This window comes from Paraburkholderia sp. BCC1876 (assembly GCF_902833695.1).
In the GTDB taxonomy this organism is placed as follows: domain Bacteria; phylum Pseudomonadota; class Gammaproteobacteria; order Burkholderiales; family Burkholderiaceae; genus Paraburkholderia.
In genome coordinates, this window is sequence record NZ_CADFGI010000001.1 from 1260409 (window position 1) to 1277602 (window position 17194).

General features: G+C 62.3%; 15 protein-coding genes. 7 read left to right on the plus strand and 8 right to left on the minus strand.

Translation table 11 applies throughout. The features are described 5' to 3' along the window. Window position 1: 1 nt before the first annotated feature. From HWY05_RS05475 to HWY05_RS05485, 3 genes are all read right to left on the minus strand, one after another. Window positions 2-1288, minus strand: a complete 1287-nt coding sequence (locus tag HWY05_RS05475) for a DUF3443 domain-containing protein (protein ID WP_176057623.1) — start codon at window positions 1286-1288, stop codon at window positions 2-4. A gap of 11 nt (window positions 1289-1299) precedes the next feature. Next, window positions 1300-1749, minus strand: coding sequence for a DUF2844 domain-containing protein (locus tag HWY05_RS05480; protein ID WP_176057805.1), 450 nt, complete (start codon window positions 1747-1749; stop codon window positions 1300-1302). A 564-nt stretch (window positions 1750-2313) separates the two neighbouring features. Further along, window positions 2314-2739, minus strand: a complete 426-nt coding sequence (locus HWY05_RS05485) for a phasin family protein (RefSeq protein WP_035559298.1) — start codon at window positions 2737-2739, stop codon at window positions 2314-2316. 352 nt (window positions 2740-3091) lie between these two features. Here HWY05_RS05485 and HWY05_RS05490 point away from each other — a divergent pair, with 352 nt between their 5' ends. Together HWY05_RS05490 and HWY05_RS05495 are read left to right on the plus strand one after the other, a co-directional pair. Beyond that, complete coding sequence (locus HWY05_RS05490) at window positions 3092-3520, plus strand: hypothetical protein (protein ID WP_035559302.1); 429 nt, start codon at window positions 3092-3094, stop codon at window positions 3518-3520. 503 nt (window positions 3521-4023) lie between these two features. Continuing rightward, window positions 4024-4791: a DUF4410 domain-containing protein gene (locus HWY05_RS05495; RefSeq protein ID WP_035559305.1), complete on the plus strand. Its 768-nt coding sequence runs from the start codon at window positions 4024-4026 to the stop codon at window positions 4789-4791. Between the two features lie 66 nt (window positions 4792-4857). Here HWY05_RS05495 and HWY05_RS05500 read toward each other — a convergent pair whose 3' ends face one another. The 4 genes from HWY05_RS05500 to HWY05_RS05520 form a co-directional block, all read right to left on the minus strand. Beyond that, window positions 4858-5544 carry a dihydrofolate reductase family protein gene (locus HWY05_RS05500; RefSeq protein ID WP_176057624.1) on the minus strand — a complete coding sequence of 229 codons (687 nt, stop codon included), beginning with the start codon at window positions 5542-5544 and terminating at the stop codon, window positions 4858-4860. Window positions 5545-5625: 81 nt separating this feature from the next. Continuing rightward, window positions 5626-6237, minus strand: a complete 612-nt coding sequence (locus HWY05_RS05505) for a DUF2878 domain-containing protein (protein WP_244146498.1) — start codon at window positions 6235-6237, stop codon at window positions 5626-5628. A gap of 1336 nt (window positions 6238-7573) precedes the next feature. Next, a complete protein-coding gene (locus HWY05_RS05515) occupies window positions 7574-8824 on the minus strand; it encodes an arsenic transporter (protein ID WP_176057626.1) in 1251 nt (416 codons plus the stop codon). Window positions 8825-8858: 34 nt separating this feature from the next. Beyond that, window positions 8859-10121, minus strand: coding sequence for an MFS transporter (locus HWY05_RS05520; protein WP_176057627.1), 1263 nt, complete (start codon window positions 10119-10121; stop codon window positions 8859-8861). 274 nt (window positions 10122-10395) lie between these two features. Here HWY05_RS05520 and HWY05_RS05525 point away from each other — a divergent pair, with 274 nt between their 5' ends. The 5 genes from HWY05_RS05525 to HWY05_RS05545 all read left to right on the plus strand — a co-directional run bounded on the left by HWY05_RS05525 (window position 10396) and on the right by HWY05_RS05545 (window position 16432). Then, window positions 10396-11889, plus strand: a complete 1494-nt coding sequence (locus HWY05_RS05525) for a HAMP domain-containing sensor histidine kinase (RefSeq protein ID WP_176057628.1) — start codon at window positions 10396-10398, stop codon at window positions 11887-11889. Further along, a complete protein-coding gene (locus HWY05_RS05530; RefSeq protein ID WP_176057629.1) occupies window positions 11874-13241 on the plus strand; it encodes a sigma-54 dependent transcriptional regulator in 1368 nt (455 codons plus the stop codon). The genes HWY05_RS05525 and HWY05_RS05530 overlap by 16 nt, the downstream gene beginning before the upstream one ends. Before the next feature lie 166 nt (window positions 13242-13407). After that, window positions 13408-14217, plus strand: a complete 810-nt coding sequence (locus HWY05_RS05535) for a hypothetical protein (RefSeq protein WP_176057630.1) — start codon at window positions 13408-13410, stop codon at window positions 14215-14217. A gap of 22 nt (window positions 14218-14239) precedes the next feature. Beyond that, window positions 14240-14821: a hypothetical protein gene (locus tag HWY05_RS05540; RefSeq protein ID WP_176057631.1), complete on the plus strand. Its 582-nt coding sequence runs from the start codon at window positions 14240-14242 to the stop codon at window positions 14819-14821. Between the two features lie 162 nt (window positions 14822-14983). Continuing rightward, complete coding sequence (locus HWY05_RS05545) at window positions 14984-16432, plus strand: sensor domain-containing diguanylate cyclase (protein ID WP_176057632.1); 1449 nt, start codon at window positions 14984-14986, stop codon at window positions 16430-16432. A gap of 126 nt (window positions 16433-16558) precedes the next feature. Here the strand turns inward: HWY05_RS05545 and HWY05_RS05550 are convergent, their stop codons facing one another. Beyond that, window positions 16559-17176 (minus strand): sigma-70 family RNA polymerase sigma factor, encoded by a 618-nt coding sequence (locus tag HWY05_RS05550; RefSeq protein WP_176057633.1) that lies wholly within the window; start codon window positions 17174-17176, stop codon window positions 16559-16561. Between the last annotated feature and the right edge of the window lie 18 nt (window positions 17177-17194).

The window sequence follows — 17194 nt, forward strand, 5'->3', positions numbered from 1 at the left end:
CTCAATACGCGACGTAAGGCCCCGTCCCGCCGGGCGTCGCCTGTTGCTCGACGGCCGCGTACACATTGCGGCCGTAGAAGAACGGCAGACCCCAATCGAAAATCGTCGACGTGACGAACGCCGGACCCGCCAGCAAAGGCAGCGCCAAACTGCCGCTATAGGTCTGCGCGATCGCCGTCGCATTGCCGACGCTGAAGTTCACCGCGCTCGTCACGCCGTTCACGCCTTCGATCATCGCGCTCAGTTGCTCCGTCGACGCCGGACAGTAATACGAGCTGTTCGGGCTCGCGCACACCGGCATCGCGCTGTTCGCGAAGAACAGGCCGGTCGAGCCGCTGTCCAGAATACTTTGCGAATACGTGGCGCCGCCCTGCACCGTCGTGAACGTGCCGTTCGACGGACTGACGCCGATCACCTGCGCGCCGCCCAACGTGTTGTTGGTCTGCGTGCCGATGCCGAACACCAGTTGCCCCGTCACCGACGCCGCGCCGCCGGAGACCGTCGGCAGGCTCAGCATCGAACCGTTGTTGTCGGTGGCGAAGTAGGGAATCGGGTTGGCCACCTGATACTGCTCGGCCAGCGGAATCGACGTGCACGATGCGCCGCTGCACCCGTAGTACGTACCGTCCACGGCCTGCTGCACGCAGTTCGCGCCGCAGTCGTGCTTGAACACGCCGATGCCGAGAATCCCGTTGGCCTGCAGCGTGGCCGGCGTGTTGCGCGACGAGCCGAAGTTCGCGCAAGCGGCCGGCAGCGACGCGTAGTTCGGATCGATCACCTGGATCGGCAGCGACGCGGCTTTCTCGCCGGCAATCTGCAGATCGGCGAGCCGCACCGAGCCCCACGTGTAGCCGTCGAAGAACTGCATGCATTCGGCGATCTGGTGACCCGAGTTGTCCTGTTGCTGCGGCAGCGGCACCGAAGCCGGCAATTGCGACGCGAAGATGCGCACGCCCCACGAGCCGGTGTCGACCAGCACGTGATCGATGGTCTGGCATTGAGTGGTGCCGGGCGTGCAGATCGTGAGGCTGACGAACGGCATGTTCGGCACGCTGCTCACGCCGGAGTCGACCGTCACGCGCACCGCGTTCGCGGCCACCGCCTGCGACGGAGGCGCCGATAACGCCGTGGTCGAACTGCTTGAACCGGCCGAAGCGCTGGAACCGCCGCCGCCTCCGCCGCCGCACGCGGCGACGAGCAGCGCGAGCAACGTCGCGCCCAACAGGGTGATCGCCGTCGAGGAACGCGAAGAAAAACGTGAAGCAAACAACGAAGACAGATGACGCATGATTCGCTCCGTTATTGAATGACGCCGACATCGACGCCCGCGGGCACCGCTTGCGGCAAGTACGCATGGCCGGCGAATGCGCGCAGATGACCGCCGGAGTAGACCACCAGATCGCTGTTGGACACCGCCAGCGGCGTGCCGCGACGCGTTGCGGTCGCGGCGACGTAGGTGTCGAACGACGTGCCGAGCATCGACTTCAGATCCGGTAGCGTGGGGCCTTGCCACGCGACGCCGAACACGACGCCGTTGGAGGCCACGTATTCGCGTACCTGAGTGCCGGACGGCATCGTGATCAGGTGTACCGAATACGCGCTTTGCGTAGTGGCCGATCGGGCGACGGCATGCAGACGCATCTGATCGCTGTCGATCGTGCTGACGTTCTGGCCTAGCGTGGCGTGTGCGGCGAACGACAGCGCGCAGCTTGCCCCGAGCATTGCGCGAGCAATGCGGGTAGAGAGCATCGGTTTCAAGAGAATGTCCTTCGAGGTGAAACGCTCATGACGACCTTGGCCGGGTCAGTCAGGAACGGGAATCCAGGGGCGCACTCCTGATCGGCGGTGCCGGTTTTGCATTCACACCGGTTGGCTTGCGTGAATGCGTCAACGGAGTGGCGGCGCGAAACTTTAGCGAGCGCGGCATGACGTTGCAATCGTTTGCGAAGCGATTTAAACCGGCGCGCGGCGCGCTGCCGTTCAGGCCTGTTTGATCGTCGGGGAGGGTGTCCCCCACGGACGGTGCTTACGCGTAAGTTTTCGCGTCATAACGCGTTTAAAGCGAACACGCGCATGAAATAACGGGGACGTAGCAAAAAACCATCCATGCGCGTTGCATCGCCTGCGCGATGTAAGCGCGTGCTGAATAAACCGCCCCGAAAAACCGTTTTCCTCTGACGATAAGCGCCGCTTCAAACGCTTTCGTGTGACGAGATCGAACCGCGACGAAGGGAGTTGCCGAGGCGAAAAAAAACCGCAAATGACACGGAGGTCATTTGCGGTATCGGCCGGGATTCGAAATCCCGGCGCCGGTTATTTCTTCTGCTGCTGAAGGAGCGACTTCAGCTCCTGCACATTTTCTTCGACGCGTTTTGCGATCACCGCATACGACTCGGCTTGCGTCTGATACGCGGCTTGCGCGAGTTGCTGCATGTCGGCGAGCGACTTGTGCAGGCTTTGCTGGATCAGCTCGGCGGCCTTCGACGAAGGCGCGGCGCCGCCGCTCGACAACTGCCCCGTCAGCGACTGCATTTCGCTCAACGTGGTGCGCAACATATCCGCCTGTTTCTGCGCGAGCGACTGCATGCCCTGGAAGGCCGTCTGATTTGCCTGAACGAGCGCTTCCATGTCCTTGCGTCGCGCTTCCATGATGGCGGGTACGTCGAAGCCGGGGAGCTTGAACTGCTCCAGCATTTTGGTGAAATCGCCAAACGGATTGGCGGCGTCAGGTCGGTCCATGCGAAATCCTCCTTAACGGTTGAGTACGCGCCGGCGGTGCGTCGCCGTGTTATGTGCCATGACGCATGCACCAGCGGCGTGGCGTGCGCCGCGCGTCCCGCAAAGGCTTACTGCTTCTGGGGTCGGACGGCACATCGGGTCAATCATGCGCCATCCGGCCATATTGCGCCAGCAGGCCGAGCCCTGGAGTGCGTGCCGGCGCTTCAGGGCGCCGACCGTTCCCCTCGTTTCGCAGGCAAGGTTCAGTAAGTTACAGCGCGGCTTCAGTAACCCTACGAAACGGCGTGTCGACTATCGTTGCTCATGGGTCGGCGCACGGTTGCGTCGACCCTCATTCAATGGGAGCGATACCATGAAAAAAAGCCTTATCGGCGCGGCGCTGGCCGCCATCCTGAGCCTGACCGCGACGGCCGCATTCACGCAGGAAGCGCCGCCTGCATCGATGCACGACCACGACCATGGCGGCGGCCCGCAACGCGGCGACGGACCGCCGCCGCATGGTCCGATGGGACCGCGCGGCGCGGGCTTCGCGGTGATCAACGATCTGGAACAACTGCGCCGTCTCTATGCGATGAACGGTCACGAAGGTGAGATCGTCGCGGTGTATCACGACGTGTTGAGCAAGACGCAGGACCCGATGCTGCGTCACTACGTGTACGACTCGCTGGCGCGCGAGCAGTTGAAGCCCGCCAATCCGGATCAGGCCATTGCTACCTTGCGCACCAGTCTGTCGGAAGATCTTGCCGCCGCGAGCAAGGCGCCGGCCGGTCCGGAAAGATGACAATGCAACGACTTTTCCGTGACCTCGAACTGGAAGCGTTACCGCCAACGCACAACGCGAAGCTGTTCGACCGGATGCGTTAGCTGCCCCACATTGCCGCTTCACTGCCTACTTTTCATCTTCCGTCAGGTGATTAGGATGGAGGCTCCGAAACGCTAGAGCCTGGTGAAGAATGCGCTACCCGCTCAACATGGCCGTTGCCGCCGCCCTACTCGTCTTCGTTCTTTGCTGCATCGTCAGGCTCGCGTTGAACTGACGTCCGAATCACGCGGAACTCCCTACGTTTCGCGCCATGACATGGCGCGAAATAATTGTCGAATGGAGTTGCAACAGCGCCTCGCCCATACTTCGTTTCGCTGCCGGTGCGTAAGAAACGAACGCATGTGATCAAGGTGCTTAACGTGCGAGTGCGTCTCGCCGGTGATCAACGATCCTACGGTTGCCCGATCGCCGAACGAGACGCCCGAACATAGCGGCACCCGCGTGCCGACGACAGGACGACCATGTTGCTTTCACTGAATTTCCTCAAGAACCAGACTACCCGACTGGCCTGCATCGCGATGGTGTGCGGCAGCGCGCTGCTGAGCGGTTGCGCCAGCGGCCACATCGACAATGCAAGCGCGGCCACCGCGCAACCGCAAGTGCGGCCGGACAACATTTATGTCTACACGTTCGACACCGATTCCGATCAGGTGAAACTCGACGGCGGCATGCTGCAGAAATTGAAGACGCAGATGGACGGATCATCGGCGGCAGAAAAACAGGCTGCCGATGCGCTCGCCGTCCGTGAACAGGTGGCCGACGAAATCGTGCATCAACTGCAATCGATGGGCTTGCGTGCGATCCGCTCGGACATTCCCGCGCCCGCCGATCAGAACGTGCTGCTCGTGCAAGGCAGCTTCGATACGATCGACTCGGGCAATCGCCGTCGCCGCATTCTGATCGGCCTCGGCGCGGGCAAAAGCCAGGTGAGCAGTTCGGTGCAGATTCTGTATAAACCGGCGGGCGGCGAAGCCCGTCTCGTGCAAAGCTTCAGCGCTTCGGGCGACAGCGGCAAAGCGCCCGGCATGGTAGCAACTGGTGGTGTAGGCGCGGCGGCCGGCAGCATCGCGACGTCGGCGGCGGTGGGCGGCGGCTTGCACGCGGTGTCGGAAACGAAGAAGACCGGTGTGTCGGCGGATGCGAAACGCCTCGGCGACGCGGTCGCGAAACAGATCGCGCAGATCGGGGTGAGCGGCGGCTGGTTGTCGACGCAACAGGCGAAGGGCTAAGCGGTCTGGAAGGTGTGGCGAAGCGCGACGCAGGGAGCGGAACAACGCTCACTGCGCCGCGCTTTTTTATATCTTCACCGACTTCGTATAGCGCAGCCAGACCGCGTCGTGCTGCGTTTTCTCGACTGATGTCAGCGTCAGATACGCGGGCGCTTGCCACTTGTTCATGGCCACTTCGAATGACGACGGATGCTCGCTGCGGCCATCCACCAACGGCAGGATCAGCACGCTCACTTCGTCCACGAGGCCCGCGTTCACGAACGCGCCGCTCACATGCGAGCCGCCCTCCACGATCAGCTTCTTCACGCCGAGTTCGTGCGCGAGCGTCTGCACCACTTTGCCGAGATCGAGCTCATGCTCGCCGCCGAATACGTACGACACACCGATCGATTGCAGGTACGCGAGATAGTCGTCGCTCACCTGGCTGGTCAACACTTCGACCACGTGCGATTTCAACGCCGTATTGCTCTTCCAGGCCACACGTCCTTGCGGGTCGATGGAGATCGCGTACTGAGCGGCATTGCGCTCGACGATATGATCCGTGCGCGGCACCGTGCCTTTCGCAAGACCCTTCGGATAATCGTCGCCGTGCGAAATTTCTTGCATGGTCACGCGGCCGCAGATCCAGCCGTCGGCTTCGAAGGTGGCCGCCGTGTCTTCGTACAGATCCGACGCGAAGTCGAGATGCCAGCCGTCGGTAAGACTGCGGCCGTCGAGCGAGGACATCATGTGAGCGACGATATAAGGTTTCATGCGCAAAGCCTCCGTGTAAGGTCGAGTCAATCGATAGACCTTCAGCAAGGGGCGTTCCGCGATGGCGTGTTTTTTGCCGCGTTAGCTGGAGTGGAGCGGATGCGTTTTCGTTTTCGCTTGCGCTTCGCGATGCACGCCGTCCCAGCGTTTCGCAAGCTGTAGCAGCGCGGGCAGCAAGACGGCCCAGCCGAGCGCGAGTGCGATCCATGCAGCGAACGGCCGGTTGAAATGCACCGCGCCCAATGCGGCGCCGGCACGAAACGATAGCGGCCCGGCCAGCGCGCCGAGCACAGCGGCCAGCGCCGGCCGCGCGCGCAGCCACGCGAACACCACATTGAACTGGATCGCGAACAGCGCCCACAGCGCGCTCATCCAGTATGGCGCGCAACCGTCGATCAACGTGCCGCTCGGATAGACCAGCAGGCCTGCGTAGACCAGCACGCTCTCCCAGATCATGCCGACGCACACTGTTGCCGCGAGCAAGCGGGCTTCGCGCCGGGGCTCGGGTACGCGCGTCAGATGCCAGACGACGGCGCACGCCGCGAACAACATACCGAGCCAGCCAGCGCGACGCGCGGCGCTCAGCACGCAGACGAACCAGCCGGCCTGGCAGACTACGAAGTAAAGGCCGGCCGTTGTGCCGCTGCTGCCACGCGTGAAGAGGTTGGCGAGGGATGTTTTCATCGATTGCATGCGATGGGTCCGTTGAGGGTGATGGTCCCGCCGTGCCGGCGCTGCGAGAGGGCACGCGTGGAAGCCGTTGTGCGGCTCTCTTGTGATTACGCGTGAAACGCCACGATGGATGCGCGACACTGAGACATCGCCTCAGGACGTGGGATGACTGGTGCAAGGTCTGTCAGACGAGGATTGCCACCTCCACCATTGCCGTAGTGAATCTGTCGCAGACCAAGTCTCCCCTCCAAATGCATCAGCAGACCGCCGCACGGTCCGAGCTAGCTGCGCACGTCCGGCAACAATCGGCCAGTTACGGTCATTCGACATTGGCGTACGGATCGTCGACAATCGAACATCTAATTGACAGAACCTTCTCACGCTTAGGCCACCACGTGAAAACTAGCAGGCTGGTGAACGTTTTGGTAATCGTACTTGGGCTCTGTCTTGCGCTGTACCGTTTGCGAGCGATCGGTCCTTGGACCCCTATAACAATCATCGGTACCGTCCTTGTTGTGTTTATCGGAGTGGTTTGCATTGCCATAGCCTATCGACGGCAAAATGTGACTACTTCCTCTCAGGCAGGAGCCAATGCCAAGAACAGAAATCTTGGCATTATCTTGCTCGGTAGTATGCTGATTTTTCTGATTCTGATGGCTGGCTGGTTTGGATACATGGCTTCAACGGTGCAACGCTGGGAGCGCGCGGAACGGACATGGTCGACGACCGAGGGTGTCGTAGAGTCCTGGGCGATCCGATCATCGACCGACCGACGGTCAGGACGGGTTACATGGTCCCCATATTGGACTTATTCGTTCACTGTAAACGGTCAGCGGTTCGGCAGCACGAGCATCGAAATACCTTCAGGCTACAACGCACACTGGTATGCCTCTTCTGCAGCTGCGGAGGCTGATGCAATGTCTAGGCTGGTCGGGTCCACCGTACAGGTTTACTACGACCCAGAACACCCCCAACAGTCCGTACTCGACCGAAGAACTTCCAATCCGGCTGACTGGGTTGTCTGGGGCCTTTGCGTGTTTCTCCTCGGAGCGGCCGCCCCGCTTGGCTGGGTCATCTTCCGAGTCACGATAAGAATCAGAGCTGAGTTACATGCTCCGCAGACGTAAAGTGATTTTTCAGTCGGGCTGCATTTGGCGTCGAAAAAGCATCGAACGTCCCTTATCGAGAGAGCATGAACGTCGGCTCCGGGTCGTGAGTTGCCGCTCGCGGCCTTGTGAGGTTTAGGCGATGTGTCCCGATGGCATGAGGCCCTTTGCGGCGATGAGCCGTCGTTCGCAGTCTTGAGCCGAACGGCCGCTGTCCATCGATTAAGTGGTGTTTGCTGGTGATGCACGATCTAACCCACGACTATCCGCGTGAACAAGGTCAAGGCAAGCGTCGGTAGCATCACCACTGCGCCGACCTTCAGAAACGTCATAAAGCCCACGTCTTCTCCCTCGCGGCGAATTGCGTTCAGCCAAAGGATTGTCGCGAGCGAACCGGTGATCGACAGATTTGGACCCAGGTCGACACCGATAAGCAGTGCGTCGGTGACGAGCCTCGAACCATGAGCCTGCATGACAGTTGAGCTTGCGATCAAACCTGCTGGCAGGTTGTTCATCAGGTTGCTCGCGATAGCAATGATGCCTCCCGCGGACGCCGCAGTCGCCCGTTCGCTATGTAGCGCCGCGTGTTGCAGCAATGCTGCCAGCGCGGCAATTACGCCGGTGTGATCCAGCATCTCGACCAGCACGAACAAAGCTGCCACTAGCGGCAACACGCTCCACGATATTTCGAAGATCATCGGCAGCGGGGACTTGCGTTCCCGAATCAGCACGATCATGGCGGTCAGTGCGCCGAGCGTCGCGGTCGGCCACCCGAGCGGAATATCGAACGCGGAAACGGTCAGTAAAACCGTAGCGGTTACCGCAATACCAGCAAGCGCAACGCGCCCGCTCGCTGACAACTTCGACGATTCCAGATCAGCCTCACATTGGCCTGAAAGCGCTTCTCGTTGAGTCCAGCGTAACAGCGCATAGGTGAGGCCGATCGACAGCAGCGAAGGCACGGCGAAGCGCGTCAACCAGGCACCCAAGGCCGGCGTGTGATTGCCGTACAGCACGAGATTGGCCGGGTTCGAGATTGGCAACACAAAACTGGCCGCATTCGCGACGAACGCACAGATGAACAGCAACGGCAGCGGAGGCGTCCTGGCCTTCTTTGCGGCGGCAAACACGGCGGGTGTCAACACCACGGCGGTGGCATCGTTGGAGAGGAACGCGGTGATCACCACGCCGACCAGGTACACCAGCAGGAAGAGCCTGCGAGGCGAGCCTTTGGCATGATTGACCGCTAACACTGCGACCCAGTCGAACAGGCCCTCGCGGCGCGCAACTTCCGAGAGCAGCATCATGCCGATCAGGAAGAGGTAGACGTCGCTCCCCCTGTTGATCGCATGAATCGCGAGATCCACGGGTAACAGGTGCAGAGACACCAGTAACCCGGCGCCGCAGACCGCCCACACGGCCTCCGGCCATTTGAAAGGGCGTACGATCACGCCGGCGGTGGCCGCCGCCGCGATACCCCACGAAAGAAAGAGTGAATTCACCGACAAGATTTCCGTAGATCAATAAGCGCCGTCGTTAGGAGGCAGACGGCGTCGAGTCCATTCCATGGCCATCCAGGCCCCCACGCGTGCTGCATGCGCGTCGGAGCCCTGCGCCGCAACAAAGCCACAGCGCCAGCGAGGCGGTCGAAATCGCACCGAGCGCGATGAAGGCCGCGGGATAACCAAAGTGATGAGCAAGCAGACCGCCGAGCATCGGACTCAACGCAGCGCCCGCCGCCTGCACCGTCATCACGACGCCTTGTCCGGCGTTGATGCGGCCGGTGCCGCTCAGCAGGCGCACGACCAACGCCGGCACCGCGACGCTTTGCAGGCCGGCGCCTATACCGTCGAGCGCCTGCACAGGCCACACCCCCCACGCGTGGATTACCGAGGCGGCGATCAGTCCGCGCACCGGCAGCGCCAGGAACGTGAGCAGAATGACCCACCAGTAGCCATGCCACCGGATCAGCCGGTTAGCGAGCATCGCCGCAATCAACATCACCGCCTGGGCGATCACGACGGTCTCAGCGGTGAACGCGCTCGGGTCGGCCTGGTGCGCTGCGACGATCGCGAGGCCATAGAGCGGCAGCATCGCGGCGTTGCCCAGGTGAAACATCGCGAGCGCCGCCGCGAGTACACGCAGTGGGCGGCACTGCACCAGAATCCGGAAGCCGCTGACTTCGCCATCGGTCGAAGCGCCGTGCGATTCGTGCGATTCGTGCGGCGCCAGGCCTCTGGCCACCTGATGGTCGATGCTGTCGCTGCGAATCATCATGACCGCCGCGATCGACAGCAGGCCGAACACCGCGCTCAAGGCGAACACCGCGCCGAAACCGTAGCGCCACCCCAACCAGCCTGATAGCGCCGCGGCCACGACATTGCCCGCATGATTCGCCACCTGGTTACGCCCGAACTGCCGGTCGAAGCCGCTTTGCCGCGCGACGCCCAGCGTGATGCCGGCCATCGCCGGCCCGATAGCGGCGCCCGTGATCGCGGTGGCGACCTGTGAGGCCGCGACCATCCAGTAGCCGTGAGAGACCAGCAACAATCCTGACGCCAGCACAGTCATCACGCCCGCGACCACGATCAAGGCACGCTTGTGACGGGTGCCATCGACCAGCGCGCCGGCCGGCGACGTCGCCAGCATTCCTGCGATGCCGCCGATACTCATCACCGTGCCGATCGTGTCCGTGCCCCATCCGCGCGCTTGCAAAAACACACCGAGAAACGGACCGATGCCGGCCTGAACGTCGGCCATGAAGAAGTTCAGTGCTTCGAGTGCGCGACGGGTTTTCACGGTGCCTCACGATCACGACGGTTGAGCCAGGAGCAGGAGCCTTATGCAACCCCTATGCCATCCGCGCGTGCCGCATCGGACGGAGCCGGCACGCACCCGCGCATTCGCAGGTGTCGGTTTGCTGGACACTCGCTGTCCAGCAAACCGACAGCAGTCAATGACGCCAGGTGCACGAGCATCCGCGATCGCGACACCTGCGGGGATCGCCCATTACCTGGCCCGTGGCGGGCCGGGTTTTTGCTATGCTTAAAGCCCCCTCGTTCCTTGCACATCCATGCCCGCAACCCGATTGCGCCTCTCGTTCGCTAACCAGCTCGTGGTTTTCTGGCTATTGGTAGCGGTCATGTGTGCACTCCTGATCGGGCTCGTCTGGTTTATGGCCCAAGGCAATCTGGAGCGGCAAATCAGCGTCGCACGTGAACAGACGCTGACCGGTTGCAAGGCGGTCGCGTCGCGCTACGACCTGTCGGTCGAACGGATCGCCGATGCGCAGAGCGCGCCGAACACGGATCTGATGCACGCGATTCTCGACGTCGTGCTCGCACAGATGCCGGGCGTCGAAGGCGGTTTCTGGCGTTCGACGGACAGCACGCGTGGCGTTTTCGACGCGTACGCGTTTCCGACCTACGAGGGCAGTGGCATCAAGCGGGATATTCCCGAGGCCGAGACGCCGTTGATTCTGCGCACCCTTCGCGCGGCGGCCGGCGGTCACGCGGCGTCTGACTTTGTCGAAGGACAGCAGGACGCCGTGATCGTCTCGGCCTGTCCGGTGCCCAGACGTGCCGGGTTGCTTGCCTGGACGCTTACGCGCGTGCGGCCAGCGCTCGGTCAATACGGCAAGACACTCGTCACCGGGCTTGCGGTGCTGCTCGCCGTGATCGTCGCGATCGCGATTGCTTTGGGAACACGGCTGCGCCGCTGGCGCGCCAATCTTGCCTGGGTCGAGAAAAGCCTGAGCAAATCAACAGACCCGAATGCACCTTTCACGCCGATCGAGGCTACCGGCGAGCCTGACCTCGACAAGATCGTCGTCGCATTCAACGCGTACGGTGCACGCACCACAGCACTGCAGCAGCAAGCGGGCGAACTCGACAGAAAGCTCGCGGGCGCCGAGCGGTTTGCCGCACTCGGCCGGCTGGCAGCGCAAATCGCTCACGAAATCCGCAATCCGATCGGCGCGATGCGGCTCAAAGCGGAAAACGCGCTGGCCGGCGACGCACAGCGCAAGCACCGCGCGCTGGCGTCGATCCTCGAACAGATTCAGAGGGTGGAGGTGCAGTTGTCCGGTTTGCTTGCGCTTACGCAGCCCATCCGCGTAGACAGGCAACAGGTCGCCCTACATGAATGGCTGATGGCGCGCGTCGAATTGCATCTCGACGCGGCATCGCGGGCCGGCGTCATGCTCGGCCTTGCGCAGGACGCCGACATGCCCGACGAGGCGTGTTTCGATGCCGCCCAGCTGGCCCGAGCTATCGACAATCTGATACTCAACGCGCTGCGGCATACACCCACCGGTGGCCACGTCACGTTGCGTGCGACGCAGCGTGCGGCTACTTTAAGCATCGAAGTTGCCGACGATGGGCCGGGCGTGCCGCCCGCCGAGCGCGAGCGCATTTTCGAGCCATTCGTAACCAGCGACGCCGCCGGCTCGGGGCTCGGTCTCGCCGTGGTGCGCGAGATCGCGGTGGCGCATGGCGGTCGCGCCTTCTATGCCGGGCGCGAGCACGGCGCCTGTTTCGTGATCGAGATGCCATGCCACACATCCTGATCGTCGACGACGACGACGCCTTCCGCGAAAGCCTGGCTGAAACGCTCGGCGATCTCGGCCACGACACGACGCAGGCGGGTTGTGGTCACGACGCGCTCAGCCTGCTCGAGAGCGGCACGCGGATCGATTGCATGTTTCTCGACTTCAGGATGCCGGACCTGAGCGGCATCGAGGTGCTCGAACGGGTGCGCGCGATGCCCACGCGTGCGGCGCTGCCCGTGGTCGTGCTGACCGCATTCGCCACCAGCGACAACACCATCCACGCCATGCGCCTGGGCGCCTTCGAGCATCTGACGAAGCCGGTCGGGCGCGATACGATCGCGACGCTGCTCGCGAAGATCGTCGCGTCGAACGGTGACCTGTCGGGCGCGGCACCCGCAGCGTCTGGTGAAGAGCCCGTCGACGCGAACACGCCGCGGCTGCTCGGCAACAGCGAAGCCTTACGCGATGCGCAGAAGCAGATCGGTCGCGCAGCGGCCACCGATTCGACCGTGTTGATCACCGGCGAAACCGGCACCGGCAAGGAAGTCGCCGCCCGCGTACTGCACGACGCCTCGCGACGCAGGCACGGACCCTTCGTCGCAATCAACTGCGCCGCGATCCCAGCCGAACTGCTGGAAAGCGAACTATTCGGCCACGTGAAAGGCGCGTACACCGGCGCGGCGACGCAGAGGACCGGACGGATCGCCGAGGCGGACGGCGGCACGCTATTTCTCGACGAGATCGGCGATCTGCCGCTGCCCATGCAGGCCAAATTGCTACGCGTGATTCAGGAACGCACGCTCACGCCGGTCGGCAGCAATGCGAACGTACCGATCGACGTGCGGATCGTGGCCGCGACGCACCGCGACCTCGTGGCGGAGGTCACCGCTCGCACGTTCCGGGAAGACCTGTTCTATCGCCTCAACGTGATTCCGATTCATTTGCCGCCACTGCGCGAGCGACCCGCCGACATACTGCCGCTCGCCACCCATTTTCTCGCGACTGCGGCGAGCCTCGGCGGCCCGGCGCGAAGCTTGAGCGGTGACGCGGAGCGCCGTCTTCTCGTCCACGCATGGCCGGGCAACGTGCGCGAGTTGAAGAACGCGATTGAACGCGTCGCGGCGCTCGCACGCGGCCCGCTCGTCACGGATGATGACCTTGCCTTTCTGAGCGCGCCGCGCGCGTCGGCCAGCGAAATTCCCTCCGCGCTGCTCGATCTGCCTTTGCCGCAGGCCATGGAATGGCTGGAGCGTGCAGCGATAGAGCGCGCATTGCAGCAGACGGCCGGCAATCGCGCGGAAGCTGCGCGCCGGCTCGGCATCAGTCGCCAGTCGCTTTATACGAAAATGGCGGCGTATAAGCTCGATTAGCTTTGCTCAGATGGTCCGCGTGGATGTCCAGCTATCGGACACCCCATGTCCAGCAGACGGACATCCTCCCGCGGCGCAGCGGGCGAAAGGCCTGCTGTAGCAGGCATTGCACAATGGCATAGGGCTTGCAAAGACTCCCGTACGACATTCCAGTCGAAGGAGTCCGATGATGAACCGGTTCAATCTGATTGCGCAGGCGACGCTTGCGCTCGCCGTGATGGCGACTGCGGCTTGCGCCGCGCAAACAGCGCCGTTACCGCAAAACAGCGCAACAACGCCGCCGATGGCGCCAATGCCGCCTGGCGCCGGCGGGTCTATTCCAGACCTGTCGAACGGTGCGCCGCCGATGCCTGCTCCGCCAGGTGCCGGCGCGCCGACGCCACCGCCGCAAGCGCGTGATAACGGACCGCTCGACGGCGCGCCCGCCAACGTGAGCGGCGTCGTCCGGCGTTTTCTGATCAATCCCGATGGCGAAGTTGACGGCATGCTGCTCGCCGACAATACCCTGGTGCGTTTCCCGCCGCACGTGGGTAGCCAGGTGGCCAGCACGATGTCGCCGGGGGACACCGTCAACGTGAGCGGCTTCGCGCAACAGCCGGACGGCACATTGCGCGCGAGCCTGATCTCCGATACGAAAAGCGGTCGCAGTGTCGCCGATCAGCCGCCGTCGGCCAATGCGCAGCGTCTGCCAGGTTCGCTGGCCGGTATCGGGCTGGTCAAGCTCAGCGCAGTGGGGCGCGTGCTGCGTGTGACGACGGCTCCTCGTGGCGAATCCGACGGCGTGCTGCTTGCCGACGGCACGGTGATCAAACTGACTCCGCCCGCTGCCCTGCAGTTTGCCAATCTGCTGCGTCCAGGAACGACCATCGCCGCACAAGGCTACGGCACCCGCAACCGGTATGGCGAGGCGCTGCAGGCCACCGCATTCGGTACACCGGGCAACCTGACCACCCTTTACGGCAACTTGCCCCAGTAACTCATTCAAAGGAGTGCACCCCATGCATTGGATCGATCCCGCTTGCCTGCCCGAAACCCTCGGCAAGGTCTCGCAATTCCTGCTCAATCCGCACGGCGAACTCGACGGCCTCATCCTCGAACGCAGCGGCCGCCCGCCGCAGCAAGTGCATTTTCCGCCGCATCTGTCGAAACGTGTCGCGAGACATGTCGCGATCGGCGACAGCGTGCGGGTCCGCGGCGTCAAACCTCGCTCAGCCGACCTCGTCGTGGCGATTTCACTGACCACGAAGAACGCGGTCGAGATCGTCGACGACGGTCCGCCGCATCATCATGACGCGAAGGAACATACGCCTCAGATGAAGACGCGACCGGCAGACGTGCAAGGCGAAGTCGTATTGCCGCTGTTCGGTCCGAAGGGAGAATTACGCGGCGCGTTGCTGGATGACGGCACGTCGCTCCGGATGCCGCCGCATGCCGCCGCTGAACTTGCGGCCTATCTCGCGCCGGGGGTTCATGTGCAGGCGTGGGGTGACGGCATCAAAAATCGGCTCGGTCGCACGGTGAACGTTCATGAAATCGCTGAACTCGTCGACGACGTGTCCGGACCGGGCATTGAGAAATGACAGTTCGCCGGTCGTAAAAGACCGGCTCGCCCGTTATCGGTCGGGCAAAGCCCTACATTTATTTCCGGCGATGCCGTTATCGGAGCGAGTGGCAATTTTCCAGCTTCGACCGGCTCGCCGCAATCGCCTGATCATCGTGGATGCCTTAGTCGAAAGGCTCCGATGATCGTTGGCGTCCTGGGCACTTTGATGGCACTGGCGGTCACAGCGATCAGCCTCGCCACGCTTCAGGCCGCGAGGAACGAGGCACTGGAACATGCACACGACACGTCTGGAAACGTTACCTCCGTTCTCGTCAGCAACATCGAGCGGACCTTTGAAACGTCCAACAATGCCCTTCTGACATTAATTGCAGCCTGGCAGAATCCTGCTGTGCAAAGCATGAACTCCGCAGTACGACATAAAATTTTCTTTAACAGCACCCCAGCCGAGTACTTGACCGGTGCTGGCGTTACAGACAGCAAAGGACGGCTAATCGACGGCTGCTGCGGTACCTCCCATCGATGGAATTTTAGCGACCGGGACTATTTTGTGGTTCAGCGCGAGTCGGCAAACGCGGGGCTCTATCTGTCATCGCCTTACCGTGCACGGTCGAGAAGCGGAGTCGAAGCCATTGCGTTGTCCAGACGGATCAACCAGCCGGACGGCTCATTCGGCGGTGTTGTCATGGTCGCGATCGATCTTGCCTATTTCCGCCAGCTCCTTTCAACGCTTGATGTAGGCCCTCACGGTATCACTGCGGTTGTCCGTACCGATGGCACGGTAATCGCAAGAAATCCCCCGCTCAGCACGGCTCAGACCATCACATCGGCGACTTTTTTCTCGCGTATGGCGAACCATGATTCCGGTTTCTATGCCGCGCGATCCTCTATCGACGGAACAGTTCGTTTATATACATTTCAGCGCATTCCCGGCACGCCCCTTATTGCCGTCGTCGCACCTGCGGAAACAGATATATTAGCCGGTTCCAGACGCATGACCTGGATGGTCGGCGTATCCACTGCAAGCATAGGCATTGCGTTCTGTGTGGTGGTATGGCTGCTTGCGTTCGCGCTTGGGGAGCATGTGAAAACACAGGTCCTGCTGACTGAGCTTACCCAGACAGACCCGCTGACGGGTATCAAAAATCGCCGTGCCCTGGATGAGTTTCTCGAAAACGAGTGGGAAAGGCTTCGTCGCAACGATAGCTGTCTGTCGGTGCTTTTCATCGATGCCGATCATTTCAAGCAATACAACGATAGTTACGGCCACGCACAAGGCGACCTCGCATTAAAGCATCTCGCTGCGTGTATCAGACAGCATGCGATTCGCCGTGGTGACCTTACCGCGCGGTACGGCGGCGAAGAATTCGTCGTCGTGTTGCCCGACACCGATGAAACTGGAGCGGCGCAGGTCGCTGAAGCGATACGCCATGAGGTCGAAAACGGGTCGATCGATAATTCCGGAACGCTAGCGCGGTTTACGGTGAGCATTGGCTGCGCTACTGGCCGTCGCGCGCATCCTCGATCGCTTGCGGAGTTGACGAATAACGCGGATTCCGCGCTGTATGCGGCCAAACGCGGCGGCAGAAACGCTGTTGTCTCTGCAGAGGATCAACTGCAAAACAGATAGCAGCACCGCCTCAGCGCGATCGCTGGCAGCAGTTTGGGAAACCGGAAAACTTGCGGCTGGTTTCATGGCTTGGCTAGTGAGCCGTGATGGATTCGTCGCTCGACGCGTACGACAGAAGCGGACACGTCAATAAAACCCACCCCGAGCCCGCGCATGACGCGGATCGGCCATACCCCGCAGCGACTCCAGCCCACGGCTGATCCAGCTTTTAACCGTACCGATCGGCGCGTCCAGCGTATGAGCGATTTCCGATTGCGATTGCCCACGAAAATAAGCGAGCGCGATCGCCTGCCGCTGCCCGGGCGTCAAGCGGCCGAGATAAACCGACAGCCGTTCGGCATCCAGCGCAACCTGCTGCGATAAATCGCCGTCGCCGCTTGCATTGCGTTCGTCGAGTTCCTCGACGTACACGCCCGCATACGGATTGCGCCGCAGGTAATCGAGCGCCTGGTTCTTCACGATGGTCGACATCCACGTCGACGGCGACGCCTTGTCCGGATCGTATGAACCGGCGAAGCGCCAGATCTTGATGAAGCCGTCCTGCACCACTTCTTCCGCGGATTCGCTGGTGCGTGTCACGCGCACCGCCAGCCCGAACAGCGACGGCGCCGACAGCCGGTACAGCGCCTCGAACGCGACCGCGTCGCGCTTGGCGATGCGTTTGAGGAGCGCCGCGAGATACACGCTCCGGTCGTCCACTGCGGGCGCGCAGAGGCTCACGTCCGTCGAAGCATGCTGTGGCATTCCCCCTCCTTCGGAACG

Coding starts and splice junctions, on each gene's coding strand:
- HWY05_RS05475 (WP_176057623.1), bottom strand. CDS start 1,288: ATGCGTCATCTGTCTTCGTTGTTTGCTTCACGTTTTTCTTCGCGTTCC.
- HWY05_RS05480 (WP_176057805.1), bottom strand. CDS start 1,749: ATGCTCTCTACCCGCATTGCTCGCGCAATGCTCGGGGCAAGCTGCGCG.
- HWY05_RS05485 (WP_035559298.1), bottom strand. CDS start 2,739: ATGGACCGACCTGACGCCGCCAATCCGTTTGGCGATTTCACCAAAATG.
- HWY05_RS05490 (WP_035559302.1), top strand. CDS start 3,092: ATGAAAAAAAGCCTTATCGGCGCGGCGCTGGCCGCCATCCTGAGCCTG.
- HWY05_RS05495 (WP_035559305.1), top strand. CDS start 4,024: ATGTTGCTTTCACTGAATTTCCTCAAGAACCAGACTACCCGACTGGCC.
- HWY05_RS05500 (WP_176057624.1), bottom strand. CDS start 5,544: ATGAAACCTTATATCGTCGCTCACATGATGTCCTCGCTCGACGGCCGC.
- HWY05_RS05505 (WP_244146498.1), bottom strand. CDS start 6,237: ATGCAATCGATGAAAACATCCCTCGCCAACCTCTTCACGCGTGGCAGC.
- HWY05_RS05525 (WP_176057628.1), top strand. CDS start 10,396: ATGCCCGCAACCCGATTGCGCCTCTCGTTCGCTAACCAGCTCGTGGTT.
- HWY05_RS05530 (WP_176057629.1), top strand. CDS start 11,874: ATGCCACACATCCTGATCGTCGACGACGACGACGCCTTCCGCGAAAGC.
- HWY05_RS05535 (WP_176057630.1), top strand. CDS start 13,408: ATGATGAACCGGTTCAATCTGATTGCGCAGGCGACGCTTGCGCTCGCC.
- HWY05_RS05540 (WP_176057631.1), top strand. CDS start 14,240: ATGCATTGGATCGATCCCGCTTGCCTGCCCGAAACCCTCGGCAAGGTC.
- HWY05_RS05545 (WP_176057632.1), top strand. CDS start 14,984: ATGATCGTTGGCGTCCTGGGCACTTTGATGGCACTGGCGGTCACAGCG.
- HWY05_RS05550 (WP_176057633.1), bottom strand. CDS start 17,176: ATGCCACAGCATGCTTCGACGGACGTGAGCCTCTGCGCGCCCGCAGTG.